The sequence below is a fragment of the Euzebyella marina genome (assembly GCF_003687485.1).
GTDB lineage: Bacteria > Bacteroidota > Bacteroidia > Flavobacteriales > Flavobacteriaceae > Euzebyella > Euzebyella marina.
The window spans coordinates 1,345,850-1,371,185 of sequence record NZ_CP032050.1 but is presented as its reverse complement, the minus strand read 5'-3'; the positions used below and the strand labels follow the sequence as shown (position 1 = coordinate 1,371,185).

General features: G+C 39.9%; 28 protein-coding genes. 7 read left to right on the top strand and 21 right to left on the bottom strand.

What is annotated here, in order from left to right:
* Nucleotides 1–53: 53 nt before the first annotated feature.
* Nucleotides 54–629 (top strand): c-type cytochrome, encoded by a 576-nt coding sequence (locus tag D1013_RS05580; protein ID WP_121847931.1) that lies wholly within the window; start codon nucleotides 54–56, stop codon nucleotides 627–629.
* 63 nt (nucleotides 630–692) lie between these two features.
* Here D1013_RS05580 and gldC read toward each other — a convergent pair whose 3' ends face one another.
* The gene (gene gldC, locus D1013_RS05575; protein ID WP_121847930.1) at nucleotides 693–1,028 is read right to left on the bottom strand and encodes a gliding motility protein GldC; all 336 of its coding nucleotides are present in this window, start codon (nucleotides 1,026–1,028) and stop codon (nucleotides 693–695) included.
* Nucleotides 1,029–1,030: 2 nt separating this feature from the next.
* On the bottom strand, nucleotides 1,031–2,014 hold the full coding sequence (gene gldB / locus D1013_RS05570) for a gliding motility lipoprotein GldB (protein WP_121847929.1): 984 nt from the start codon (nucleotides 2,012–2,014) through the stop codon (nucleotides 1,031–1,033).
* 69 nt (nucleotides 2,015–2,083) lie between these two features.
* Here gldB and nadE point away from each other — a divergent pair, with 69 nt between their 5' ends.
* On the top strand, nucleotides 2,084–2,872 hold the full coding sequence (nadE, locus tag D1013_RS05565; RefSeq protein ID WP_121847928.1) for an NAD(+) synthase: 789 nt from the start codon (nucleotides 2,084–2,086) through the stop codon (nucleotides 2,870–2,872).
* Between the two features lie 172 nt (nucleotides 2,873–3,044).
* Nucleotides 3,045–3,674, top strand: a complete 630-nt coding sequence (locus D1013_RS05560; protein ID WP_121847927.1) for a response regulator — start codon at nucleotides 3,045–3,047, stop codon at nucleotides 3,672–3,674.
* A 53-nt stretch (nucleotides 3,675–3,727) separates the two neighbouring features.
* Here the strand turns inward: D1013_RS05560 and dnaG are convergent, their stop codons facing one another.
* Entirely contained in the window at nucleotides 3,728–5,707 is a 1,980-nt protein-coding gene (dnaG, locus tag D1013_RS05555; RefSeq protein ID WP_121847926.1) for a DNA primase, read from the bottom strand.
* A 72-nt stretch (nucleotides 5,708–5,779) separates the two neighbouring features.
* On the bottom strand, nucleotides 5,780–7,051 hold the full coding sequence (locus D1013_RS05550; protein ID WP_121847925.1) for a PQQ-dependent sugar dehydrogenase: 1,272 nt from the start codon (nucleotides 7,049–7,051) through the stop codon (nucleotides 5,780–5,782).
* 223 nt (nucleotides 7,052–7,274) lie between these two features.
* Here D1013_RS05550 and D1013_RS05545 point away from each other — a divergent pair, with 223 nt between their 5' ends.
* The 3 genes from D1013_RS05545 (at nucleotide 7,275) to D1013_RS05535 (ending at nucleotide 8,742) form a co-directional block, all read left to right on the top strand.
* Nucleotides 7,275–7,694 (top strand): hypothetical protein, encoded by a 420-nt coding sequence (locus tag D1013_RS05545; RefSeq protein WP_121847924.1) that lies wholly within the window; start codon nucleotides 7,275–7,277, stop codon nucleotides 7,692–7,694.
* A gap of 78 nt (nucleotides 7,695–7,772) precedes the next feature.
* Nucleotides 7,773–8,381 carry an SIMPL domain-containing protein gene (locus tag D1013_RS05540; protein WP_121847923.1) on the top strand — a complete coding sequence of 203 codons (609 nt, stop codon included), beginning with the start codon at nucleotides 7,773–7,775 and terminating at the stop codon, nucleotides 8,379–8,381.
* A gap of 100 nt (nucleotides 8,382–8,481) precedes the next feature.
* Nucleotides 8,482–8,742: a zinc-ribbon domain-containing protein gene (locus D1013_RS05535; protein WP_121847922.1), complete on the top strand. Its 261-nt coding sequence runs from the start codon at nucleotides 8,482–8,484 to the stop codon at nucleotides 8,740–8,742.
* On the opposite strand, the gene D1013_RS05530 is transcribed toward D1013_RS05535, so the two are convergent.
* The 17 genes from D1013_RS05530 to rsgA all read right to left on the bottom strand — a co-directional run bounded on the left by D1013_RS05530 (nucleotide 8,713) and on the right by rsgA (nucleotide 24,709).
* Nucleotides 8,713–9,786 carry a porin family protein gene (locus D1013_RS05530; protein ID WP_121847921.1) on the bottom strand — a complete coding sequence of 358 codons (1,074 nt, stop codon included), beginning with the start codon at nucleotides 9,784–9,786 and terminating at the stop codon, nucleotides 8,713–8,715. The two genes, D1013_RS05535 and D1013_RS05530, sit on opposite strands and share 30 nt — an antisense overlap.
* A gap of 86 nt (nucleotides 9,787–9,872) precedes the next feature.
* On the bottom strand, nucleotides 9,873–10,622 hold the full coding sequence (locus D1013_RS05525) for a hypothetical protein (RefSeq protein ID WP_121847920.1): 750 nt from the start codon (nucleotides 10,620–10,622) through the stop codon (nucleotides 9,873–9,875).
* Nucleotides 10,609–11,169 (bottom strand): RNA polymerase sigma factor, encoded by a 561-nt coding sequence (locus D1013_RS05520; RefSeq protein WP_121847919.1) that lies wholly within the window; start codon nucleotides 11,167–11,169, stop codon nucleotides 10,609–10,611. Before D1013_RS05520 ends, D1013_RS05525 begins: the two co-directional genes overlap by 14 nt.
* Nucleotides 11,170–11,258: 89 nt before the next feature.
* Nucleotides 11,259–12,236, bottom strand: a complete 978-nt coding sequence (locus D1013_RS05515; protein ID WP_121850618.1) for a polyprenyl synthetase family protein — start codon at nucleotides 12,234–12,236, stop codon at nucleotides 11,259–11,261.
* A gap of 135 nt (nucleotides 12,237–12,371) precedes the next feature.
* On the bottom strand, nucleotides 12,372–13,412 hold the full coding sequence (rlmN, locus tag D1013_RS05510) for a dual-specificity RNA methyltransferase RlmN (RefSeq protein WP_121847918.1): 1,041 nt from the start codon (nucleotides 13,410–13,412) through the stop codon (nucleotides 12,372–12,374).
* Nucleotides 13,413–13,515: 103 nt separating this feature from the next.
* On the bottom strand, nucleotides 13,516–14,565 hold the full coding sequence (queA, locus tag D1013_RS05505; protein ID WP_121847917.1) for a tRNA preQ1(34) S-adenosylmethionine ribosyltransferase-isomerase QueA: 1,050 nt from the start codon (nucleotides 14,563–14,565) through the stop codon (nucleotides 13,516–13,518).
* 171 nt (nucleotides 14,566–14,736) lie between these two features.
* On the bottom strand, nucleotides 14,737–15,303 hold the full coding sequence (locus D1013_RS05500) for a hypothetical protein (protein WP_121847916.1): 567 nt from the start codon (nucleotides 15,301–15,303) through the stop codon (nucleotides 14,737–14,739).
* Nucleotides 15,304–15,328: 25 nt separating this feature from the next.
* Nucleotides 15,329–15,697, bottom strand: coding sequence for a DMT family protein (locus D1013_RS05495; protein ID WP_121847915.1), 369 nt, complete (start codon nucleotides 15,695–15,697; stop codon nucleotides 15,329–15,331).
* A 238-nt stretch (nucleotides 15,698–15,935) separates the two neighbouring features.
* Nucleotides 15,936–16,406, bottom strand: coding sequence for a VOC family protein (locus D1013_RS05490; protein WP_192466577.1), 471 nt, complete (start codon nucleotides 16,404–16,406; stop codon nucleotides 15,936–15,938).
* A gap of 110 nt (nucleotides 16,407–16,516) precedes the next feature.
* Nucleotides 16,517–17,002, bottom strand: coding sequence for an SRPBCC family protein (locus D1013_RS05485; RefSeq protein WP_121847913.1), 486 nt, complete (start codon nucleotides 17,000–17,002; stop codon nucleotides 16,517–16,519).
* Nucleotides 16,999–17,325, bottom strand: a complete 327-nt coding sequence (locus D1013_RS05480) for a metalloregulator ArsR/SmtB family transcription factor (RefSeq protein ID WP_121847912.1) — start codon at nucleotides 17,323–17,325, stop codon at nucleotides 16,999–17,001. Before D1013_RS05480 ends, D1013_RS05485 begins: the two co-directional genes overlap by 4 nt.
* A gap of 330 nt (nucleotides 17,326–17,655) precedes the next feature.
* Complete coding sequence (locus D1013_RS05475; protein WP_121847911.1) at nucleotides 17,656–18,888, bottom strand: 3-phosphoshikimate 1-carboxyvinyltransferase; 1,233 nt, start codon at nucleotides 18,886–18,888, stop codon at nucleotides 17,656–17,658.
* A 119-nt stretch (nucleotides 18,889–19,007) separates the two neighbouring features.
* Nucleotides 19,008–19,334: a nucleotide pyrophosphohydrolase gene (locus tag D1013_RS05470; protein ID WP_121847910.1), complete on the bottom strand. Its 327-nt coding sequence runs from the start codon at nucleotides 19,332–19,334 to the stop codon at nucleotides 19,008–19,010.
* Nucleotides 19,300–21,285 (bottom strand): transglutaminase family protein, encoded by a 1,986-nt coding sequence (locus D1013_RS05465; protein ID WP_121847909.1) that lies wholly within the window; start codon nucleotides 21,283–21,285, stop codon nucleotides 19,300–19,302. The genes D1013_RS05470 and D1013_RS05465 overlap by 35 nt, the downstream gene beginning before the upstream one ends.
* A complete protein-coding gene (locus D1013_RS05460; protein ID WP_121847908.1) occupies nucleotides 21,282–23,192 on the bottom strand; it encodes a DUF3858 domain-containing protein in 1,911 nt (636 codons plus the stop codon). Before D1013_RS05460 ends, D1013_RS05465 begins: the two co-directional genes overlap by 4 nt.
* A gap of 80 nt (nucleotides 23,193–23,272) precedes the next feature.
* Nucleotides 23,273–23,725, bottom strand: a complete 453-nt coding sequence (dtd, locus tag D1013_RS05455; RefSeq protein ID WP_121847907.1) for a D-aminoacyl-tRNA deacylase — start codon at nucleotides 23,723–23,725, stop codon at nucleotides 23,273–23,275.
* 30 nt (nucleotides 23,726–23,755) lie between these two features.
* Nucleotides 23,756–24,709: a ribosome small subunit-dependent GTPase A gene (gene rsgA / locus D1013_RS05450; protein ID WP_121847906.1), complete on the bottom strand. Its 954-nt coding sequence runs from the start codon at nucleotides 24,707–24,709 to the stop codon at nucleotides 23,756–23,758.
* A gap of 131 nt (nucleotides 24,710–24,840) precedes the next feature.
* Between rsgA and D1013_RS05445 the strand changes: the two genes are divergently transcribed.
* Nucleotides 24,841–25,284, top strand: coding sequence for a hypothetical protein (locus tag D1013_RS05445; protein WP_121847905.1), 444 nt, complete (start codon nucleotides 24,841–24,843; stop codon nucleotides 25,282–25,284).
* The last annotated feature ends 52 nt before the right edge of the window (nucleotides 25,285–25,336 follow it).

The following is a 25,336-nucleotide window of genomic DNA, read 5'->3' as shown; positions in this document are numbered from 1 at the left end:
TTATTGAAGATTCATCAGAGCGGTAAACTAGTCAACTTTAAATACCATCCATCATGAAAAAGCTATCTTACAAACTTTACTTTCTGATCCTAATTCTATCAATCTCCTGTAAAGAGCAGCCTAAAGAAACTACTTCGCCCATTGATGAGCAAGAACAGGTTCAAGCACAATTAGACCATGGAAAATATATGGTAGATGTGCTTGGTTGTACCGATTGCCACACTCCCAAAAAAATGACGGCTCAAGGCCCTGTTCACGATATGGACAGATTTTTAATGGGGTTTGATGCCTCCCAACCATTGCCTCCTGTACCTGATAATGTACCTATGGGACCATGGGTGCTTTTTGCTGGTGATCTCACGGCCGCTGTTGGACCGTGGGGTACTAGTTATGCCGCAAATCTAACACCGCATGAAACCGGTATAGGAAATTGGTCTTTACAACAATTTACGAAAGCCCTGAGAGACGGTAAGTATAAAGGCCTAGAAACCGCTCGGCCTATAATGCCGCCGATGCCGAAACACTATGCCTACCTTTCTGATGAAGATATTGAGGCCATCTTCAACTATTTAAAAACAATACCCGCAAAAGAAAACGTGGTTCCGGCCTATCGACCACCATCTTCATAAAATCAACCTACAATAAAAAACGACCGGAAGAACCGGTCGTTTTTTATTTTCTCCTTTAAATAGTCATTTTTTCAGCTCTAGTTTCTCTGCAAAATAATCGCAGAAATCCTTCATGGTCGCTGTCATTTTCTCGTCTTGCGTAGCTTTCATAAAAGTATCGGACAAAGAAACCAGGGTCTGATGAAAGAATATTTTCATTTCATCAACGGGCATATCTTTCGTCCATAAATCAATTTTCAAAGATTCTTGGTTTTTACTATCCCATACCGAAAGCAACATCGCCTTTGCCTCTTCATTATTGATGCCCCCATCTTGAGCCGACCATGAAAGTTTTTCAGGAACGCGGTTTTCGTCTAACGCTACCTTTAGCGTAATTTCAGATGTATGCAGTTTTGCCATTCTTATTTTGCAGGTTTATAATTTGATTTTTTAAATATTTCATCGGCCGGTAGGCTAAGCATCTGCTGAAGTGAAACAGAATTATTGTTCATAAAAGACCGCACGATTTGCCAGCCGATATACCGCCCTATTCTGCCCGGAGATTCATTATCCAGTTCTAAACCGAATTTAGAAAAAGGTGCCGGGTCGAGAAATCTTCTGGAAAGCTTGTTGTCGGTACTGTATAAATATTCGTTTTCAATAAAATTTCTCCAGATAGATTCTTCATTGGCATTGGCCCAGGTCATTTTTTCTTTTGAATACCCGATTCTTTCATAATCTTCAGACTTGGGTATCAACATGTCTTTCAAATAAAGCTCTTTGCCATAATAAACGATTCTTGCCAGAAAAGTTCTATCGCTGGGTTTGGGCACTACTTGCTTGGCAAAGGCGCTGGCAACATCACTTACTAAATACTCTTTGCTCAGCCCTGTTTTAATATAGTTCTGAATATCTCTGTAGAAGTTATGGTCTTTACCCAAATAATTGTCGAGGCCTATCAGCAGCAGACTATCGGTCATTATAATACGATTTTCATACTGCACATCAGAGGTCAAGGTTACCACCTTCGGCACATTAAATTGCGGAAAGTAATATTTCACATGTCGAAAAAAGTTCTCCAATTCATCGCGCTCATTTTCAAAATCTTTGAATTCATCATTTACCTCATTCAAAAGTTCTACTTGAAGAGTATCCTGTAGTTTAGCGACCCAAATACTGTCATTGTATTGCGCGGGAAACAAGTAAGGATAAGCTTTCTTTAGTAAAGGAATATCTAACGGTTTGGCTTGTGCAAACGCTCTATCAAACCTGTCTACGTCAAGTTCAACTTGTATTTTTGCAATCTCCTCCTCAACCTTATCCGTATCATTACAGCCATAAAACGCCAATGAAATCAGCAATATCATAAAAATGCCCTTCACGGCCCTAAGTATTTTCTGATACATTTTATTATTTAGTCGGTACACATTAATTTTAACGGTCAAAGTTAACGGATCTCTCTAAAACAACATCTTATGCAAACAGAAAAGGTAACGGACCATATTGTTAATTGGTTAAAAAGCTACGCCCAAAATGCCGGCATCAAAGGATTTGTAATCGGGGTTTCCGGAGGAATAGATTCAGCGGTTACTTCAACCCTCTGCGCCAAAACAGGTTTAGACCTTCTGTGTCTTGAGATGCCAATTCATCAGGCAGAGAACCAAGTATCAAGAGCATCTGACCATATTGATTGGTTACAGGCTAACTTTTCGAATGTCAATAGACAACCGGTCAACCTTACACCGGTATTCGACAGTTTGGTGGCCTCATTGCCACCCGTTGACAATGAAGAAGAACGTTTTATGTCTCTTGCCAATACTCGGGCCCGTTTAAGAATGACCACTCTCTACTATTTTGCCGCTCTCAAAGGCTATTTGGTGGCAGGCACAGGTAATAAAGTAGAAGATTTTGGCGTTGGGTTCTATACAAAGTACGGTGATGGCGGGGTTGACCTAAGTCCAATTGCTGACCTTTTAAAAACCGAAGTCTACGAAATAGCCAAACACCTGGGCGTGAACGAAGAGATCATTAAAGCTGCCCCGACCGACGGACTGTGGGGAGATGACCGAACCGATGAAGATCAGATAGGAGCTTCGTACCCAGAGCTAGAGTGGGCCATGGCCATGCAGGAACAAGGAAAAAGCGAAAACGATTTTTCTGGTCGTGAAAGAGAAGTATTTCGTATCTTTATAGATTTTAATACGGCCAATAAACATAAAATGCTTCCGATACCTGTCTGCGAAATTCCTGACGAGTTGAAATAGCAATTTGACCTAAATAGGTGTAAACTAAACGAATATATTCATAATTCGGGCCGTTTTTGTGAAAAAAATATGACATTTGACCCAGAAATTAGATTTATAAAGCTTATTTTGCGTGTCAGTATTTTTTCCCACGCCCTAACCAAAAGTTTATTATCTAGAATAAAAAAACAAAATGATTAAAGTATTAATTGCGGACAATCACCCAATTGTAAGGATGGGAGTAACGAGTGTTCTGGAAGCTGCTAATGGTTTTGAAGTAGTAGAAACAGCCTCAACCACTTCCGAGCTCTTTGAAAAATTGGAAAAAGTAACCCCCGATGTAATAATGCTGGAAATGGATATTCCGGAAATCAACGGAATCGCCACCCTAAGAAAATTGAAGAAAGAAAACCCAGATGTAAAAGTACTTATGTACAGCGGACAATCGGAAGATGTTTATGCTTTAAGTACTATCAGGGCAGGAGCGTTCGGCTACCTTTCGAAAGCATCTGACATCGACTACATCATCTCTGCCGTGAGAAAAGTTAGCGAAGGCAATATGTTCATCACAAATGAACTTGCCCAGCGATTGGCATTTGATGAAGGCACTCAAAAACCAAGAAGGTTCTTTAGAAAGCTTTCGACCCGTGAGGTAGAGGTTTTAAAACTATTGGCCAGTGGAAAACGAAACAAAGACGTTGCCATCGGTCTTAACCTTAACGAAAAAACGGTGAGTACCTATAAAGCACGTTTAATGAAAAAATTGAACGTTGACAATATGGTAGATCTTTTACAACAGGCAAAAGCGTTGGAGCTTTACTAATATAAGCTGGAATAAAACAAAAAGGCCCGAACTAATGTTCGGGCCTTTTTGTTTTATGAGAGTACCCTGTTCAGCTTTTTGTTCAACAGCTTATTTAGGTGCAGATAATTCATAATCTCTTCAAGGGTCTCACGATGATCGGCCGTACTTTCTTTGGTACCATCTTGCAATGCAAGCATTCTTTTTTTGATCAAAAAGCAGCGTAAGGTCAATATGGTCTCACTTGTCAATTGTGCGACCCCTAACTTCTTATCTTTCGGAAAAATGTCTTTTCGCTCCCAATTGTGTAAAATGTATTTTTCCTCTTCCATCATAATCGATGAAATCTCAGAAACTATATCTTGGTCTTGAGATGCCAAAAACCCGCTTAATTTAAATTCTTCGGTCTGGTTCAATGCCTCAATAAGTTTGTAATATATCTTTCTGAAGTTATCATTGGCCAGCTCAATTTCATCGTCTTGAAGATCTAAGAATATTTTTTCGAATACTTTGGCCTCAATAGAAATAGGTTCAAGTATTAAATCACCCTCTTCGCTTTCCTTCAATTCCAAATCTTCGAACTCTTCCGTTTCGCCACCGTACAACAATAAAATTTCTATAATCTTACGCTCAAGCTCGTACTGCACATCTACCTTTTCAACAGTGGCCTCATTTTTGACCACTTCAAAGGCCTTTTGCTCGGGCTCGTTACTTTTGGCGGCTTCCGACCTACCTTTTTTCGTTATCTGGGCCAAGGTACTAAAAAGTACTCCCTCCGATACATTCATGATTCCCGCACATTCCTGAATGTAGATTTCACGTTTGATCCCATCAGGAATTTTAGAAATACTATTAACGATATCCCTGACGGTATCAGCTCTTTTTATAGGATCGTTCGCTGCTTCTTTTGCCAGCAGATTAGCCTTGAACTGAATGAAATCTTTCGCATTTTCAGAGAGATAACTTTCTATTTCTTCTAGCTCATTATTTTTGGCAAAACTATCGGGATCTTCTCCTTCGGGAAACGAACACACCTTCACGTTCATACCCTGTTCCAATATCAAATCGATACCTCTTAAAGAAGCCCGTAATCCGGCGGCATCCCCATCAAAAAGAACCGTTATATTTTTGGTCAGCCTGTTGATCAACCGAATTTGCTCGGGCGTTAGGGCCGTTCCACTAGATGATACTACATTTTCGATTCCCCGCTGGTGAAACTGGATAACATCGGTATACCCCTCTACTAAGAAGCAATTATCTTCTTTGGCAATGGCCTGCTTCGCATAGTAAATACCATATAGAACCTTACTCTTATGATATATTTCACTTTCAGGGGAATTCTGATATTTGGCGGCCTTCTTGTCATTTTTTAAAATTCGTCCGCCAAAACCGAGTACTCTACCGCTCATGGAGTGAATAGGAAACATGACCCGCGCTTTGAACCGGTCAAACTTCTTCGGGTCGTTCGCGTTTTGAGGGTTCTCTTTTACTATGGTCAAACCCGTTTTCTCAAGATACTCCAATTTATAGCCTTGATCTAGTGCCGATTTGGTAAAACCGTCCCACTGATCCAGACAATACCCAAGACCAAACTTCTTAATCGTGTCATGATTGAAGCCGCGCTCTTTGAAGTAGGTGAGACCTATGGCCTTACCCAGCTCTGTTTCCCATAACATTTCAGCAAAATGTTTTTGGGCAAATTCCGATACGAGGTACATGCTTTCACGCTCATTGGCCTCTTGCTTTTGTTCATCGGTGCGTTGGGTCTCCTCAACTTCAATATTGTATTTTTTTGCCAGATACTTAATTGCCTCGGGATAACTGAAATGTTCGTGCTCCATTAAGAAGGCTACGACATTACCCCCTTTACCACTACTAAAGTCCTTCCATATCTGTTTTACCGGCGATACCATGAAACTAGGGGTACGCTCATCGGTAAAAGGGCTTAGCCCCTTAAAGTTTGAACCGGATTTTTTTAACTGTACAAAATCACCGATTACTTCCTCTAAACGGGCAGTCTCAAAAACTTGGTCTATGGTGGTTTTAGAAATCAAATCGTGACAAAAAAGAAATAGTGCCCAAATATAGGCACTATTCCAGTGTAAATCTATAATCTATGAGATACGCTACTCGGCGGTTACACGCCAAATAATGCCGCTGTCATCGTCATTTACCAAAAGAGAACCGTCAGGCGCTGTCGCAACACACACGGGGCGACCATAAACCTCTCCTGCTTCTTCATCGGCAATGAACCCTGTCAAGAAATCTTGTGGCTTCTGCGGTTTTCCGTTAGAGAATGGAATAAAAACAACCTTGTAACCTGCAAAAACCGCCCGGTTCCAAGAGCCATGTTGACCCACAAATGCACCATTTTTAAATTTGGCAGGAAATTGGTCAGCGGTATAAAACTCTAGCCCCAATGACGCCGTATGGCTTCCTACCGGCACATCTGGTACTATTGCCTTGTCTACTAAATCTTGGTGTGGGTCATCTTCCCATCGGGGGTCGTTTATCTGGCCGTAATAGCTATAAGGCCAGCCATACCAACCTTCTTTCTGAACACTTGTGACGTAATCGGGAACCAAATCATTACCTATATCATCCCTTTCGTTTACGGCTGTCCATAAGTCTCCGGTTACCGGGTTCCAGTCCATACCGACCGGATTTCTAATTCCGGCCCCATAAATTATTTCGCCGCTTCCATCAGGGTTTACTTCTAAAATATTGGCTCTACGCTCTTCGGTATCCATACCCTGTTCCCCGACATTACTTGCCGAACCTACAGAGATGTAGATTTTGCTTCCGTCATCATTAGTGATGATATTACGAGTCCAGTGATTATTATAGCCACTGGCAGACAGCTCTACAATTTTCTCACCCTCGCCCTCTAATTTGTTTTGACCTTCTTTATATGGGTATCGATAAAGACCATCTGTATTGGCCACATAAAAGAATCCGTTCAGAACGAGCATTCCAAAATTCTGATTGAGCCCTTCGGCGAACACATGCCTTTCTTCCACCGTACCATCGTTATTGGTATCTCTCAACAATGTGATTTGGTCAGCACTATTTTTAGTATCTGCCTCGGCTACGAAAATATCGTTATTGGGGGCAATGTACGTCCATCTCGGATGCTTCAGCTCTTCGGCAAACTTGGTTACTTTAAAACCATCGGGAGCGACCGGAGTCTTTCCCTCTTCCCAACCGATTACTTTACTTTGCTTAGTTACCGATTCTGAAGTAAAAGGTGCTACCAACTCTAACGGACCGATGCCGGTTTCTACCGTTACAGGACCATTATCGGCCAATTCTTCTTTGGTCTCTTCATCAACCTTTTTTTCCTGTTTACAACTTACAATTGCCAACAGGGCTATTACTAATAGTAGTTTATTTTTCATAGAAATTACTTTTTAAACAAAATAAGGCAATAAGAGGTCTCGCTCAAGACAAAAGACCCGTTTAGTAATTATTTAACAGAAAGAAATGGATACCCTGTTTTCAGGGGTGTCAATTTCACCAAGTAAGGGGTACTCTACGCAGTGCTCTAAACCCATCTTTGTACCCAGAAATCAAAACATAAATGTTCAACCGCCATTAATCTGTGGCATCAAATTTTAAATTATGATCTGGGGAATTTCACTCATTCTGTTAAGTATTATTGCAGTACCCTCACTACTGCTTTCAAAAAAACCAAATGCCGATGAACTCTTGGCAAAAATAGAACCTTACCAAGGCTGGATAGGTCTTGTATTCTGCTTTTGGGGGCTTTGGGGTATTATTTCATCCATCATCAATCTCAATTGGTTAAGCTCAGCACCTATTTGGTGGTTCACGTTTTTGGTGGGCAACCTTATTGCTGCCAGTCTAGGTTTCTTATTAGGTTCTAGTCTGATCAATAAGCTGATTTTATCGAATAGCAATGCAGCCGAAGCAAAGGCAGCCGAACTAAGAACAAAATTGGCACCGGCCCAGGGAAAAATCGGATTGGTCGGTATCTTTGTAGGAGCATGGATGATAATAGCATCCTTTCTATTCGTATAGCATAAGATTCAATCTCTCACATCGTTATCATAAAATAAATCACTAACGGCCAGAACGGCCTACTTAAAAAGTACAACCATGAAAAGATTATTTTTCTCTCTTGCCCTTACCATTCTAACATTAGGAAGCCTACAGGCACAAACTGATGCCAATAAAATAACCGTTTCGGGAATTTATGAATATACCATGGCCCCCGAGTATATCAGCAAAATGATAATCAGCCTCAATAACGTTTATTATGATGCGCAAACCGTCAGCTTATCAGAAGTAAAGAGCGGCTATTATGATAAATTGGAAAAGGCCGGAATATCCACCAGTAAATTAAGTGAAGATATGTTCGCCTATAACCTTCTTGGCTACGAAAAGGAAGGAACCTTGGTGGAGTTCAGAACCAAATCTATGGACGAAATGAAAAAATTCTTGAGTATCAAGTCTCTTGGGGTATCAAGATCAGAATCAAATCTAGAGTATGAGATGGATGTTGAACAAGCAGCCAATTACTCACAGAAGGCATTCGAGAACGCCAAGAAAAAAGCCACTGCCATCGCTGAAAAAGTAGGAAGAAAAATAGGAAAGGCCATAGAAATAAGCGATACCAACTTTTCAAAGATTCAGGAATCACTCTACTACGGCAACCTAAAAAACACAAAAGATTACTACATCTCGGTAACCTTTGAGTTACTTTAACAGAATACAAACCTTCGGCCATTGATAGAAACCAACTTTGGCCGAAGGTTGTCTTTAAGTTCTACCTCTTTTCTAATTATTCCCTTTAAAAAAACGAATTATGATACTCTTTTTTGGTACTCGTTCCGGTAAAACACGCTCTCATTCATTACCTCATACCTTTTGCCCCTACTGTGAGCAACAGGGTACTTTAACAGTTTACAAGACGAGCAACTGGTTTCATATATTTTGGATTCGAATTTTCAAGATTTCTACTAATATGATGGCAGAGTGCTCGCACTGCAAAAGAGGCTTTCACAAAGAAGAATTTTCAGAAGATATGTCTCAGCAATTAATCCAAATCGAATCGCAAGCCAAGTGAGATGTTTCTCTGTTCGACGGGGGCGTCTTGAAAAATAGGATTGAGGTCATATTTTAAATACAACTGCACACTATCGAAACCCGCATAGGCGCTCAAACCATAAACAAAACTGCTGGTATTATAGTCTCTCTTGATCTTATCCTTTACATTTTCACCATCCAATTCATATTTCAGTTTCTGGCGGGCACCTAAATTTAAACCTGCATAGCCGCCTAGCCCCACCCTGAACTGATTGTGAATATCATAACGTATTTTATCTTCGGATTGGGTGAGTTTTGAAGGACCAAATTCGAAATGCAAAGGAAACACCAGGTTATCCATTCTAAATTTAGATTTATCCAATTCTTGAGGAAATTCATCCAATTCGGCAACACCATTATTCAACACGAAATATTCATTGTCTTTAGGTTTCAACCCGTTGAACTGAAACGAAACACCATAGTGCAAACGCATAAAATTGCTATTTTTAAAAACCCTGGTTCGCCACGCCCATCCTATCTCAAAAAACCTACTTCCACCAATTTTATAGGGGGTATCTTCTATTGAGGTTCCTTCTATGATGGCGTTGTTCAAGCCGAAAGCAATGACCGGGTCGCCATAAGTTCTTCTATCGTAAACGGTATTCTTCTCATTTCCCGATTTGTATTGAACACCGAACAGCAGGTTTCCACTTTCATCTTTTCCCCCGATGGCCAATTCTAAACTGCTAGTTTCTGAATTGAGGTTATAATTACCGTTACGCTGAAGAAGGGCTATTTGATTATCTATGATGGCCAGCTTGTTCTCAATGTTCAAGGCCCGCTTTTCAGCAGCATTTTTTTTAAGCGTCTGCGCCCTTTCAAATGTAATTTCTTCTTTATCCAGTTTCTGGTTGATATCTTCTACTTCCTTTTTCAAAGCTTCCTTTTCAAGATTGGTTACTTCTACCTTTTTTTCTTCAAGCTTTGCGATATTCTCCTTTACCGAAACCTCTTCCTGAGCGGCAATGTATTGACCGAAAAGGAAGAGGAAAGTGATTAATAAAAATGTACCTACTGTTCTCATGATTGATGATTTTGATTAGTGATCGATGAATAAACCCCACCCTGCCCAACATTGTGAAGGGATAGGAAAGTCGTTGTTATTAAATGTTATTGATTTCTATCTGCCAGTGCAGTCTTAACGCGCAAATATCGTTGTTTGAGTACGTCAAAAAGCTGGTCACGAAAGCTTTGGTCAAGCTCGGTCTCTACCTCAGCCAAAAGCGCCATGGCATCTACAGAGCCGTTAACAGCCTTTACTTTCGATTGCCAAATATCTTCTCTGGCCTGTTCAAGCAATGAATCTACTTCAGCATCAGTTAGAGCTACTTTATCTTCTTCCATCTCAGCTATCTGTGCTACCAGTTCTTCTACTTTCGAATCGATTAGCTTATCATTATTGTCAAGGTTTAGCGATTCAGCAGGCTTCAACTTCACTTCTTGAATAGTCGCCAAATTGTCGGAATCTTTTAGTTTCGGCTTGCTTTTAACCACTTTTTCTACCGACTTGATAACCGACTCATCACCCGTGCTAGCTATTTCGGTTTTTTCAGGTATTTTCATTTCTACCTGATCTTTCAAGTCTTTAACCTGCAATTCTGATTCCGATTTTTCTACTGGTTGAACCACCATTTGCTCCACCGGTTGTTGATATTCTTCGGTTCTATTGAAATATAGAAATGAAATCAATGAAACTCCAACCAATACAGCTGCTGCGGACACCCAAACAAACGGACGATTTCTTTTGACCGGAGCAGTATTCAACTGACTTTCAATCTGCTGCCATGCCCCCGCCGAGGGTTGAATTTTTCGTGACTCAAATTTTTCCTTTATTTCTTGATCAAACTTATTCCCGCTCATAACCTATACTCTTATATTGACCTAACTTTTCTTGAAGCCATTTTCTAGCCTTGAACAACTGCGATTTTGACGTGCTTTCAGAGATGCCCAACATTTGTGAAATTTCCTGGTGCTTATATCCTTCTACCGCGTAGAGCATAAAAACGGCTCGGTACCCATCGGGTAAACCGTCAACCAAATTCTGAATATACTCCACTTCTTCCGAGTTTTCCAGTGGTTGAATTTCAGATGTATCGGTTATCATGGCCGTATCAAAAACGACGAATTGCCTCTTTCTCAAGAAAGATATGCTCTCATTGACCATAATTCTTCGCATCCATCCCTCAAAACTACCGTCAAACCTATATTCTGGCAAGTGTTTAAAAACCTTCACAAAACCCATTACCATGACATCTTCGGCAAATTGCAAGTCTTTTACATAGCGTCTACAAACACTGAGCATCAAAGGGGAATGTTGCTCATAAAGTGCTTGTTGCGCCTTTCGATTTCCTGAAATCGACTTGCGAATAAGCTGCTTTTCGTTGTTATAGAATGGAATAATTTTCAAGTTTTCAGTAATTGCTTCTATAAAGATAGACGCAGGAACTTTCGAGAAGGTTGCCTTGGGAAGAAAAAAACTGAAAATTCTATGTTAAGTTATTTTTTTCGGTCGACCACATAGTTGACCATTAACTCTAAAGAACTGCGGTAATCTGATTCGGGATAGCCCTCTAAGATTTTTAGCGCCCGTTCTTTGAATTCAAGCATTTTCTGAACCGCATAATCCAGTCCGCCCGCTTTTTTTACAAAGGCTATTACCTCTTTGACCCTTTTCTTATCCTTATTATGATTTTTTACCGAATTGATCAACCACCTTTTTTCAGATTTCGAGCAATTATTCAAGGTGTAAATCAGTGGCAAGGTCATTTTTTGTTCTTTTATATCGATGCCCGTGGGTTTGCCTATTTTCTCTTCGCCGTAGTCAAAAAGGTCGTCTTTGATCTGAAAGGCCATACCACAGAGTTCACCAAACTCACGAAAGACTTCGACATCTTCACTATCAGGCTTTACCGAACAGGCACCCAAACTGCAACAAGCCGCAATCAAGGTCGCCGTTTTTTGTCTTATAATTTCGTAGTAGACGTCTTCTGTTATATCTAAACGACGTGCCTTTTCTATCTGAAGCAATTCGCCTTCACTCATTTCACGAACGGCCACTGAAATTATCTTGAGCAAATCAAAATCACCGTTATCAATAGATAGCAAAAGACCTTTAGAAAGCAGATAGTCACCCACCAATACGGCAATCTTATTTTTCCATAGGGCATTGATCGAAAAGAACCCCCGTCGCTTGCTACTCTCATCAACCACATCGTCATGCACCAAGGTGGCCGTATGAATCAATTCGATGACCGAAGCGCCGCGATATGTGCGCTCGTTCACTTGGCCGTTACTAAGCATTTTGGCGGTCAAAAATACGAACATGGGCCGCATTTGTTTACCCTTTCGATTGACTATGTAATAGGTAATTCGGTTGAGAAGTGCCACTTTTGAGGACATGGCTTCCCGGAACTTTGTCTCAAAAAGTTCCATTTCTTGGTTAACCGGTTCTTTTATTTGGGCAACAACTTTCAAGCGGGTTCGGTTTAGTTCACGATCAAAATCGGAAGGCGTAAATTTAGGCAAAATAGTTTGCAGTTCGCTCTAAAAGGCAGCATTACTCTCAACTACCTATCACAGCTCTTAAAACCGTTATTCCAATCCAAAAAACTATTGTTTGTTGGCCAATTGGCCACAGGCGGCATCAATATCTTTGCCTCGTGAACGGCGAACGGTTACAGTAATTCCATTACGTTCAAGCGTATCGATATAAAGTTTCAGGGCTTTTTCCGGGGCCTGCTGAAATTCACCATCATCAATCGGGTTGTATTCGATCAGGTTTACTTTTGAAGGAGCAAATCGACAAAATTCGACCAAGGCATCCACATCTTTTTGGGTATCATTGATTCCCTGCCAAACCACATATTCATAGGTAATTCTACTTTTGGTCTTGGCATACCAATATTGCAAGGCATCGCGAAGATCTGCCAAGGGAAAGGTAGAATTAAAAGGCATGATCGATGTTCTCACCTCATCGATAGCCGAATGTAGTGAGACGGCCAGTTTAAACCTCACTTCATCATCAGCCATTTTTTTAATCATTTTGGGCACCCCGGAAGTAGAAACGGTTATACGCCTAGGAGACATAGCCAAACCCTCTTTTGAGGTTATCTTATCAATGGCCTTGATGACGTTGTTATAGTTCATCAGCGGTTCGCCCATACCCATAAAAACGATATTGCTCAAAGGCCGATCAAAATAAAGCCTACTCTCATTATCTATGGCGACTACCTGATCGTAAATTTCATCAGGATTTAGGTTACGCATACGTTTTAAGCGTGCAGTAGCACAGAACCTACAGTCAAGGCTACACCCCACCTGACTCGAAACACAGGCGGTGGTTCTGGTTTGCGTAGGAATCAGTACCGACTCAACTACCAAATCATCATGAAGACGAACGGCATTCTTAATGGTGCCGTCATTACTTCGTTGCATTTGGTCAACCTTGATATGGTTAATCACGAAGTTCTCTTCTAACATCTCGCGAGTGGCCTTAGAAATATTGGTCATCTCATCGAACGAATGGGCAGATTTCTGCCATAGCCATTCATACACCTGGTTACCCCTAAAGGCTTTATCGCCATTGGAAACAAAGAACGTTCGCAGCTGCTCTTTGGTAAGTGCCCTTATGTCTTTCTTTTTTGTTTCCACAAGTAGAATCTACAAAAAAATCCCTTCTCTATTCTTGTTCTTGATAAAGAAGGGATTCTAAACATCCGTTCGGTAGTGTAGCCCCGAACGGATTATTGAACTTTTATATAATCAACATGGCATCACCATAAGAGTAGAACTTATACTGCTCTAAAATAGCCTCTTTGTATGCCTTTTTCATTAAATCATGACCCATAAACGCCGAAACCATCATCAACAAGGTAGATTTTGGCAAATGGAAATTGGTAATCATACAATTGGCGATGCTAAAATCGTATGGAGGGAATATGAACTTGTTGGTCCACCCGTCAAACGTATTCAACGTCTGCTCTGAAGAAACTGCACTTTCAAGGCCTCTCATTACAGTTGTACCCACGGCACATACTTTTTTCTTGCCCGACTTGGCCTTGTTCACGGTTTCGATGGCCTTCTCATCGATGACCAATTCTTCACTATCCATTTTATGTTTTGAAAGGTCTTCAACCTCAACAGGGTTAAAAGTACCCAACCCAACATGAAGTGTAACCTCGGCAAAATCGATTCCTTTGATCTCTAGACGCTTCAACAAATGCTTTGAAAAGTGAAGGCCAGCAGTCGGGGCCGCAACAGCCCCCTCGTATTTTGCATAAATGGTCTGGTAACGCTCTTCATCCTCAGGCTCAACATCTCTTTTGATGTATTTAGGAAGCGGGGTTTGACCCAAATCGCGCAATTTTCTTCTGAAATCTAGATAAGAACCATCGTAAAGAAAACGAAGGGTTCTACCTCTAGAAGTGGTATTGTCGATTACCTCGGCCACCAAGGTCTCGTCGTCACCGAAATAAAGTTTGTTTCCGATTCTTATTTTACGCGCAGGATCGACCAATACGTCCCACAAGCGTTGCTCTTCGTTCAATTCCCTTAATAGAAACACCTCAATACGTGCCCCTGTTTTTTCTTTGTTACCGTAAAGTCTCGCAGGAAAAACCTTGGTATTGTTCAATACCATAACATCTCCCTCATCAAAATAATTGATCAGGTCTTTGAACATTTTATGCTCAATCTTACCTGTCTCACGATGAATGACCATTAGCTTTGACTCGTCCCTATTTTCAGCAGGGTATTCGGCCAACAGATTATTAGGAAGCTCAAAATTGAAGTTTGATAATTTCATATCTGATAGTAAGTGTTTTGAACCGAAAAAATAAGTAACAAAGAAACATCCGTCGATGGCGGGTTTCCTTGGTATTTTAACAACTCAGTATTTTTCGTTAAAAGTTTTGCGGCTGCAAATATACGACCCGAGAATGGGCGTTGTCAAGTAAATGGCCAATTATATTGAGGTTTATTTGACATTTGGGCCTCTTTCGAAGTGCCTTATCGCCTCTCTGTAATTTTGGGCCCCTTTCATACTTATGTCAAAAATAAAGCCATCCAATTCTGGATGGTGCACTTTCGTCCAATTGACCAAAGTATCCACTTTAGTCCGCCAAAGTACCCAATCGGCCGTTTCGCTACCCAAATCTTTGATGCTGGTAATTCTCCCCTCGTCAAAAGAAATAAGAAACTTAGTCTCCAAAGGATTGTTCTCTAGATATCGATACCTATCGGATTCGGACTTGATTTTCACTTCTATCTGGTTACCTTTTTCTATCAAATCGATTATTTTAAAAGATGTATCAAAAACGGAATCCCATTTAAAAAATTCATAGAAATCACTATGACCGTACGGCATGACATAATCGCCCGAGCTTAAGGTAATACTATCACCTAGCACCGACTTGATCTCATTAAAATTTCCGGTATCAAACCCGTTGTAATACTTGGTAACAGCTTCTGAACGCGAGAGCCTTTCATTTGAACATGCCGAGACGATTACCAAAGTGAATATAAAAACAACCCAATTTTTCATTGCAATGTCAAATTTCGTTGGCCTTCTATTTTTTGAACATAAAATAGACCGCTAGAATTAAAAATAGAAAAGATATCAAATGATTGAGGCGAAATGTTTCCGTTTTAAAAACAATCAAAGTGAAAATAGCAAAAACAATCAATGTTACCACTTCTTGAATTACTTTCAGCTGAATGAGCGTAAAGGGCCCGCCATTACCTTTAAAACCTAATTTATTGGCAGGTACTTGAAAGGCATACTCGAACAGGGCGATGCCCCAACTGATCAAAACAATGGAAATCAACCCCAGTTTATTGAACCATTTCAGTTCTGAGAATTTCAAATGACCATACCAGGCCAAGGTCATAAAAGCATTGCTAATGATTAAAAGTGCAATGGTTAAGAGTGATTTCATTTAGTTCAAATTTTCAGCTTAGACACAATGGTTTTGGTTGACTTAAAAGTCGCGACAAATGTTCACTGAACTTTCGCCGGGGCACCAATGTAGCTACTAAAAGTGAATATTTGAACAATTAATATTGTCAGCTATCAACTATTTTAAATGCTAGGGAGTCCATTAATTTTCAAAAATCTAACTACCTAATCAAACCGCATTTTACCATCAAAACCACCTTCTTAAGTTGATGATTAGCCTACTTGAGTTCTGAAAGAATCAATTTCTTTTGTTTTAAGGTATTCTTCATAGCCTTTTCCCTGACTTTTGGGTCATCGCTATGTATCAACTCAAAATATTCTGTGGGCACTACTTGCCATGAAAGGCCATATTTGTCCTTTAACCATCCGCAAGAGCCTTCTTCGCCTCCATTGGCGGTAAGGGCATCCCAATAATAATCTGTTTCTGCCTGGTCTTTGGTATTGATGACAAAGGAAACCGCTTCATTGAATTTAAACAGTGGACCAGCGGCCAGAATACTGAACTCCATGCCCGCTATTTCAATTACCGCTGTTTCAATACCTGCCTCATTACCACTATCTTCACTATCGAACTTGCGGAAGTCTTTCAATTTACCATCTTTAAAAATGGATAAATAATAATCCGCCACGGCCTTGGCATCTTTCTCGACCCATAGGTAGGGTGTAATTTTTTGGTTTATATGGGTCATTTTATTTGAATTTTGATTGTTTGAACAAGAAGTCACAACGTAGAGAAAAGCAATTGCTATGTAGACACATACGGCATTTAGATTCTTTTTCATCTGAGTTTATCCGAAAGTTACAACAACGCTTCAAGTTGGTTCAAGCATACAGTGATACCCTCTTTGAAGCCCATTTCAATCATCTTTTCTAGATGGGCCGCGTTCTCATATCGAATATCAATATTTACGGTTGTAACCGAGACCTTCTCGCTGAAATGATGCTTCCACATTGAGCTAGGTATTCCCGAGGCAACGACTCCGTTTTCATCGCAGAATGTTTTGGAGGCTGTAAAACTTTCGGAGGCATCTATTTTTTCGTAATCTTCCCTAGCCCAATGTCTTTCGTCTTTCGGACTCACCATGGCATACAATCGAAAACCACCTTCTTTGAAATCCATGGTCTTGGTTTCAGAACGATAGGGTTTCGGTGCCCACCATTGGTCAAGAATCTCTTTTTTGGTAAAAGCATCCCAAACCAACGATTTATCTGCTGCAAATTCTCTTGTAATAGATACCGTATTCGAATTTTTGTCAACGGTAAGGTCAAAAAATAGTGGGTTCATTGTTTGTTCTTTTTTAAGGTTGATAGTAAGGTGTCAAGTTGATCAAAACGGGTCTCCCAAATCTTTCTAAACTGTTCCAACCATACATCAATTTCTTTCATTTTCTCGATTTTAAGCTGGTAGTAGATTTCACGACCCTGCTGGTTGGCCTCGACCAAATCGCATTCGTTTAAAATTTGAATATGTTTTGAAATGGTCGGTCTTGCGGCATCAAAATTTTCGGCAATGGCACCAGCTGTCATTGCCTGAGAGGTGAGCAAAACAAGTATGGCTCGTCTGGTAGGGTCTGATATGGCTTGAAATATATCTCTTCTTAATTTCATTGTGAAGTTATTTGACTACAAATATAAACGAAGTCACATAACTACATAACATTTTTCTATTATTTATTTAAGAAGGATGGGATTTTATCTTGAAAATTGATAGGAGTGTTCTTTTTAAGAAATCTTGCTTTCCCCAGACATTTCTTCCCAATTTTCAAAAATTTTAAGTGATGTAAGCGTAGTTAGTATATGCCATGCGAAGAACTAAAAAAACCAAAACATATCTTTCATCACCTTAAGCATTTCAACAACAGAATGTTATTGAAAAATAATCACGTTCACCCATCAGAATAGTGATGGAGTGACCAATCGAATTGAAGAAAAAATTGGTTAATCTACCTGTGATACTTCAAATTGAAGCTGTCGTAGGTCGTTCCAAAAATCGGGGTACGATTTAGAAACTACACCTGCATCATTAACGACCAAATCAGTTTTTAGAGCCAACGGCGCAAACGCCATGGCCATACGATGATCGTTATAGGTATCTATGGCCACATCTGATTTGATGCTCTCCGAAGTTTTAAGAGTCAAATCTTTATCAGTCACCGAAATAGGTGCTCCTAATTTTGACAGTTCAGTGTTCAAAGCCTCTAACCTATCGGTCTCCTTAATTTTAAGGGTATGCAACCCAGTTAGATGGCAACCGATACCCAGACCGAAGCAGGTGACCGAAATGGTCTGCGCGATATCGGGCGCGTCGGCCAAGTCTACCATTAAGTTATCAGTCTTTGATTCGCCTGTTTTCTTAATCTCAATCGAGTTATTACTAAAAGTAGTTTCTACACCCAATTGACGGTAAATAGTGGCCAATACACTATCGCCCTGTAAGCTATCTTCTTTATAGGCTGACAATGTAATGCTCGAACCAACGTCTGATAAGGCGACTATACTGTAAAAGTAAGATGCCGAACTCCAATCTGACTCGACAACCAAAGAGATATTGGCTACGTCGGTCTTTGGCCAAACCTTTATAGTGTTTCCTTCAAACTCATTTTGAATCCCGATTTGAGAGAGAAGGGCCAATGTCATTTTTATGTAGGGTACCGAAGTGATTTTACCCACCAAATCAAGTTCCAGTCCATTTTCTAAACTCGGAGCGGTCAACAATAAAGATGAGATATACTGACTACTAATGTTCGCCGGAAGACTCACCTTATTTTTAGTGATTTTTTTCCCTTTTATGTGAAGCGGTGGGTAGCCTTCGTTCTGACCATATTCGATGTCAGCGCCCAAACTACGCAAAGCCTCAACCAAGACCTTTACAGGCCTTTCCGTCATACGTTGCGATCCCGTTAAAGTAATCTCTTTACCCTCTTGACATGCAAAAAAACTGGTCAAAAAGCGCATGGCCGTACCTGCATGGTGAATATCCACCACTCCCTTATCTATCTTCAGCCCCTTTTGCATAACTTGGGCATCATCAGAATTAGAAAGGTTTTCAATACCGATACTGGGAAACAAAGCTTGCAACAACAAAGAGCGGTTCGTTTCGCTCTTTGAGCCGGTAATCTGAATATTCGATTTTAATAAGGTTTTTGAAGGCGCTGATAACTTTAATTTCAAGAGTGCTCGGTCTTTAAGATTAGAAACTGTAGCAACTTACCCATCACCGTTCTTGAACTAAATAGAGCAGTTTACCACTTGCGAAAAAATAGCTTAAAAAAGCAGCTGCAAATATACTACTATTTAAGTTTTTCGTTGTTGTGATGACGGTCATGATCACGACGCGTCTTTAGCTCTAATTTACGGTCGAAAGCCTCTTGAAGATCAACTCCGGTTTGGTTGGCTAGGCACAGCGTTACAAAGAGCACATCGGCCAACTCTTCACCCAAATCCTTCTTTTTATCAGACTCTTTTTCGCTCTGCTCGCCATAGCGCCTTGCTATAATTCGTGCCACTTCGCCCACCTCTTCAGTAAGCTGGGCCATATTTGTCAATTCGTTGAAATAACGAACACCGTGGTTATTGATCCAATTATCTACTTCCTGTTGCGCTTTCTTTATACTCATCGGCTTTTTTGGCCAGAACCACCTGCTCCGAACCTTTAATAATTATCTGATTATAGTACTCCTTTAATTCTAAATAATTTAGTGCAGATACTACCGCATTATTAAGCTCAAAGGTAACCGATAATTGTAAGCCAAGGTTATTTTTTTGAATGACATACTTATATCTGCCCAAATCATTTGGCAAGTTCATCAATATATTCTCGGGTAAAGTTTCTACCGCATAGCCATCAGGAATCTTTATATTGACCAGATACCTGTTTCTAAATGGAAAACCATAATCGATAGGATACTCCCGTTTTTCCAATTTAAACGGATTTTCTTGAATTCGTAAAAACGAGAGCGGATTCAAATAGATTTTACCATCGATAACATCGGCCCCCTCTTCTATCTCGTAAAAGAAATTTTCAGATACATTACCCTCATGTGTGTCGGTATTCTTAGCATCATAATCAGAGATTTCAATATTAAAGTACTTCTGTTCTAGCTCATTAAGAAATTCATCTATATCTCGGTTCTTAAAATTATTTCTAAAATTGAAAGCGGTATGGTTGCTCAATCTTGATTTGTATTTACCTTCTGCAGATCCATCATCGTTGACCGTCAAATCGAGGGAGTAAACATTGTCTGCCTTTTTTGGAGAAATACTTGAAATATGCTTCCAAACTTTATTTGGGTTATCGACTATCAAACCTCCCCAATTATAGTCCCTTATAGGTAAAAGGTTGATATCACTAAATTCCTCAGTGGCATCCATATAATAATCCTTACCGTTAATGGAGGCATGAGCAATCACATAATTGAGCCTGTCAAGAGTCGGGTATAGGGGAATTGCATTCTCTTTGGTACTTAATATGACCGGATTTGCCTTTAACCCTGCATATCGTAACATGGCCACCAATAGCAAATTAATATCTGCTGCATTGCCCTTTTTATCTTTCAAGGTCTTTTTCAAACCGTTCTGAAAAGACTTACCGTCAATACCGTTCCATTCTGTTTCATCCTTCACGTACTTAAATAACAACTTGGCAATTTCAAGGTCATCGGTCTTACCTTCTAAAATATCGTCTAGCTCGCTTTTAAAAGAACGTGTTTTATCAAGCTCATTTTTATAATCGCTGCTACTACCTATTGACTTTGCAACATCTGCCCAATTTTGGGCATAGCTCTTAAAGGGTATTCCTGGAATATCTATTGAAATTAGCTCAAACAAGGCCCCCGACCTATAATTATTTATATTGTCAACGAACTTTTCAGCCTTCATGGCGGGAATATCCTTCAAATCGTAACTGGTTATAATGACATCCATGCCTAACCGATGATCTCGCTTCGTAGTTTCAGAAGAGTTCAACATAAAAAAGCCTTTTTGGGTCTGCCGAAAATTAAACCCTTTAGGCGTTCGCAATTCTGCCACCAAGCGCTTGATAGGTATATCTCGCTGAAAACGAAACTCATCGATATTCCATATGAAAGGGGAACGAATGCTATAACTGAACTCAATTACCGAACCTTCTTTGACATTCGGCAAAGTAAAAGTGACCTGGTCGTAGTTATAGCTCAATTCATTATCAAAAATCTGGCCTTTTCCCAATTCAGATTTTATAATTTTGCCGTCTACCAAGTTGTAGGTAAAGGCTTTTATCTTTCGAACTTCTTCTTTCTCTGAACGTCCATTATAAAGATTGATTTGCTCCGTAGCATGATCAAACCCATCTTTGGAATATATTTTAATCCGCTCATGTACATTGGTATTCAGAGTGGCCACCCCACTGCTTGATTGCAAAAAGGTCTCTTGGGACCGATAGAGAACCGCGGCCTCTGCGTCTGGATCTAAGGCGTATTGCTTTTCTTCAAGTTCTTCTTTGGTTATATCACCAAACTTTACTTCTTGTGCATTCACAGAGCCAATACCAAAGAGTAAGGCCACTATAATTCTCTTCGCATGTATAATCATAGTATGGGTTTTAAGACAACCTTTGAATTGTCATATTTTGAAACGGATTTAAGAAAATCACGGAATGCCCCATACTCCGTGTTAGCATATTCGCCTGACTTTAACAATAGCTTTCTTTTTAATACTACCTGGCCTTCTACATCTTCAACTTTAAGTTCATAACTGCCGTATTTAGTAGAAATTTGAATTGGCTGCGGAATCGACTCTACACCATATCCTTCAGGAAGACCCACAGTAAATTCATCTTCATCAAAAAAGCCCCTTTGAATCTCAAAAGGAAGTTTTCGATTTCTATAGCGATTCGGCACAAATTTGTACTTATTAAAAGCGTTTACGGCAAAAAGAAGGCGGTCACCACTTTTAGCCGCGTAGTTCGAAGCATTTACAGAGACCTCTTCGGTAAATTTCACTTCATTCTTATTATTATCGAAACGATATGAACTTACCCGCAGGTTATTAATATAGTCCCAGTAATTCTTGTAATGTTTTTCAATATCATCCTCAGTATCATCGACCAAACCGAACCGATCATCATATTGAATACCACTGGTTAGAATGGAAACTTCACCATCAATACTACCATCAGAATTTAAATTGTAAGAACCAAGGGTCAATTGATGGTTTTGCTCATCGATATACGAGGTAGTTTTAACAATCTCGCCACCATCAGGTTTGATTACAAATGCTTTTCTGTTATCTGTAAAATCACCTATGAAACCAAAAGGAAGCGTCTGCGAGGTACAATCGATCCAATAATAATTCTGATTATGAGGTATTGCCAATATGGCGTGGTTGCCCTGTGCCAAATCAGGAAAATCTTCATCAAAATCTATCTGTTCGTTTCCTGCTTCTACATGAGCGTAGTACGCCTCTACCCCAACCTCTCTTAAAAGTGCCATGGTATAGTTGGAGAGACCTTTACAGTCACCATATTTCACCCTATCCACATCCATAGCACTAATCGGTTGCATACCTCCAATACCTACTTGAACACTTATATATCTTGTATTCTTTTGAACATATTCATAAACGATTTTGGCCTTCTCCAAATCATCTTCTACTCCTTCGACCAAAGCATTGATTTTGTTTTTTGTAGATAAGGGCAACGCATTACGGCCATTTAATAGATTTTGAGACATCCAAACTCCAAGATCCGCCCATGACCCGATGGATGCATCATAACCTTCATAATGAAAATTAACAGGTCTTATTTTAATCTTTGGGGACAAAAGGGCAAAAGAAGGGCAATAACTTTCCCTTTTAATGGAAGGAACATTTTTAGCTGAATAGGTGATACTACCCACTGTCTCCTCTTTTTGAAAATCGACATCCTCTAAATTAAATTCCTTTATAACTGGTCTTAGCTCGTCATTTGCATAGTTGATTTTCAAAAGACTATTTTCAGTACTGACCATAAAGCCATCTAAGAAAGCCCAAGAGGATGGAATATCTCCTGTATTCTTGGTGTTCAACTCATAGGAAAATTCCAAGGTATAAGGATAACCAGTTGGGGTATATGGATAATATTTGATCCTAGAATCTGTATAAAGTGTATTACCATCTACGGCACTTACATCTTTAAAGTCTTTTTCTTTGATTCTTTCAATCTGTTCACCTTGCGAATCATAAATAAAGGCTTCTATGTTTTTAATCTTTCTACCATTATCATAGTATGTGTAGGCCAAGGCAAATTCATTGCCTGATTCATTCAAGACGGTAACTATCTTCTTGGCCTTTAGAGTAAGATCAGTTCTGGAGTTGATATCAACTATCATCTCATCGTAGCGTACAATGGCATTTGCATCATTGGTAAGATTATCACTTAATCCCTCTAGGGTATAAGGTGATTCTTGTGTATACGAGTAGCTTGAAAAGAATAATGAAATGGTTAGAAATAAGTAACGCATGGTTTACGGCGGTTGAAAATCTACTGCCACAAATCACCACTTTTTCTTACAGACATCAAGAATTATTCGACAAGTCGGTACTATTCTTTGTTCTTTGTATCAAACGTTATAGTAACCGGTCCGTCATTTAAGAGTTCGACCTTCATATCAGCGCCAAAAACCCCTGTACCGACCTTTTTACCAAGGTCTTCCTCCAACCGTTTTACAAAATCTTCGTAAAGTGGAACAGCGACATCAGGCTTTGCAGCCTTTATATACGAAGGGCGGTTTCCTTTTTTGGTAGCCGCGTGAAGGGTAAACTGACTAACGATAATGGCATCGCCATCAATATCAATTAATGATCGGTTCATTACACCCTGGTCATCATTAAAAATACGCAGGTTGGCCATTTTTCTTGATAGCCATTCTATATCGTCAGGGGTATCGGCATCTTCAATACCTAGTAAAACTAGAAGTCCCTTTTGTATTTTAGAAACCACTTGCCCTTCTACCGTGACACTGGCCCAGGCCACCCGTTGTATTACTGCACGCATAAACTAATGCTTCATCATCGACAACAAAATTTAATTCTTGTTGTCGTAGTTATCGATTCTATAGGTCTCTTCTTCGCCTGTCACCATCTGCACATAACTTCGGTAACGACTCCAAGATACTTCCTCATTTTCCAAGGCCTCTTTCACGGCACACTTAGGTTCGTCTAAATGCAGGCAATTGTTGAATTTGCAATTTCCTTTGAGTGCAAAAAACTCGGGAAAGTAGTCGCCGATTTCATCCTTTTCCATATCAACGATTCCGAAACCTTTAATACCGGGGGTATCAATAATCCTTCCACCAAAATTTAAGTCGTACATTTCTGCAAAAGTGGTGGTATGCTGGCCCTGAAGGTGCTGTTCCGATATTTCAGCCGTTTTTAATTCGAGCTTCGGTTCTATAGCATTGATCAAAGTTGATTTTCCCGCTCCGGAGTGCCCTGAGAACATGCTGGTAGCGCCCATCATATACTCTTTTACTTTATCTACATTTTTCCCGGTTTTTGCCGAAATACCGATACATGTATACCCAACCCCACGATACAATTCAGCCAAATACTTTACTTCCGCGAGCTCTTCTATCGAATAAGTATCAATCTTATTGAACAATAATATGACGGGAACCTCATAGGCCTCTGCAGTCGCCAAAAACCTATCGATAAATATGGTGTATGTAGTCGGATTATTAAGGGTGACCAACAAAAATACCTGATCCAGGTTGGCAGCAATTATATGCGTCAGTTTTGAAAGATTGACCGATTTTCTAATAATGTAATTGCTACGATCCTTTATTTCATGGATCACCCCTACCACATCATCGCCCAACTGCTCAATTTCAAAAGCGACCTCATCGCCTACGGCTATGGGGTTGGTACTCTTTATACCCTTAATACGAAATTTGCCCTTGATGCGACATTCGAAAAACTCACCGTTTTCATTTTTTACGGTGTACCAACTACCAGTAGATTTATAGACGGTTCCAATCATTCACGCTAAATATCGTACAAAGAAAAGCAATACTTTTATAACATCTATTGAAATATGTATGCTGCTTTTTTAGGCTACATGCAACCAAACCCACTTTTAGCAGTCTTTATAAAAACATTAATTCAACTAAAATGAAAAAACTAGTATTTACCCTATGGCTCGGGCTGACCGGCCTATCGACTCTACATGCTCAAGAATACAAAGTAATTACCAGTGTAGAATCTATTGTGCCCAGTGGTATCGGGCGTTCGCGAATTATAGACGGACAAGAGGATAAAGATTTTGAGGAATACACCTCTGAACAAACTGAAGAGGACAATGGCAGAAACAAATCAAAAAGAGGTGATATTCGCGTAAAAAACTTTGAGGAAACAAAACTTCTTAATTTTTACAATATTGCGGGAATCAGGTTTCAGAATATTGCCGCCAACGATGCGGTCATCTCTTCAAAATTATCGGCTATGGCCGCAGATGGCTGGCAATTGATGTTTGTTACTAGTGGCGTAGAAGCAGATGCCGGTGAGAAAGACGGTCAAGGTATTTTTATTACCCGTTATATTTTCAAAAGAGATTAGAGAAAACTTTCAAAAAATAAAAAAGCCCCAAGTGATTGGGGCTTTTCATTTA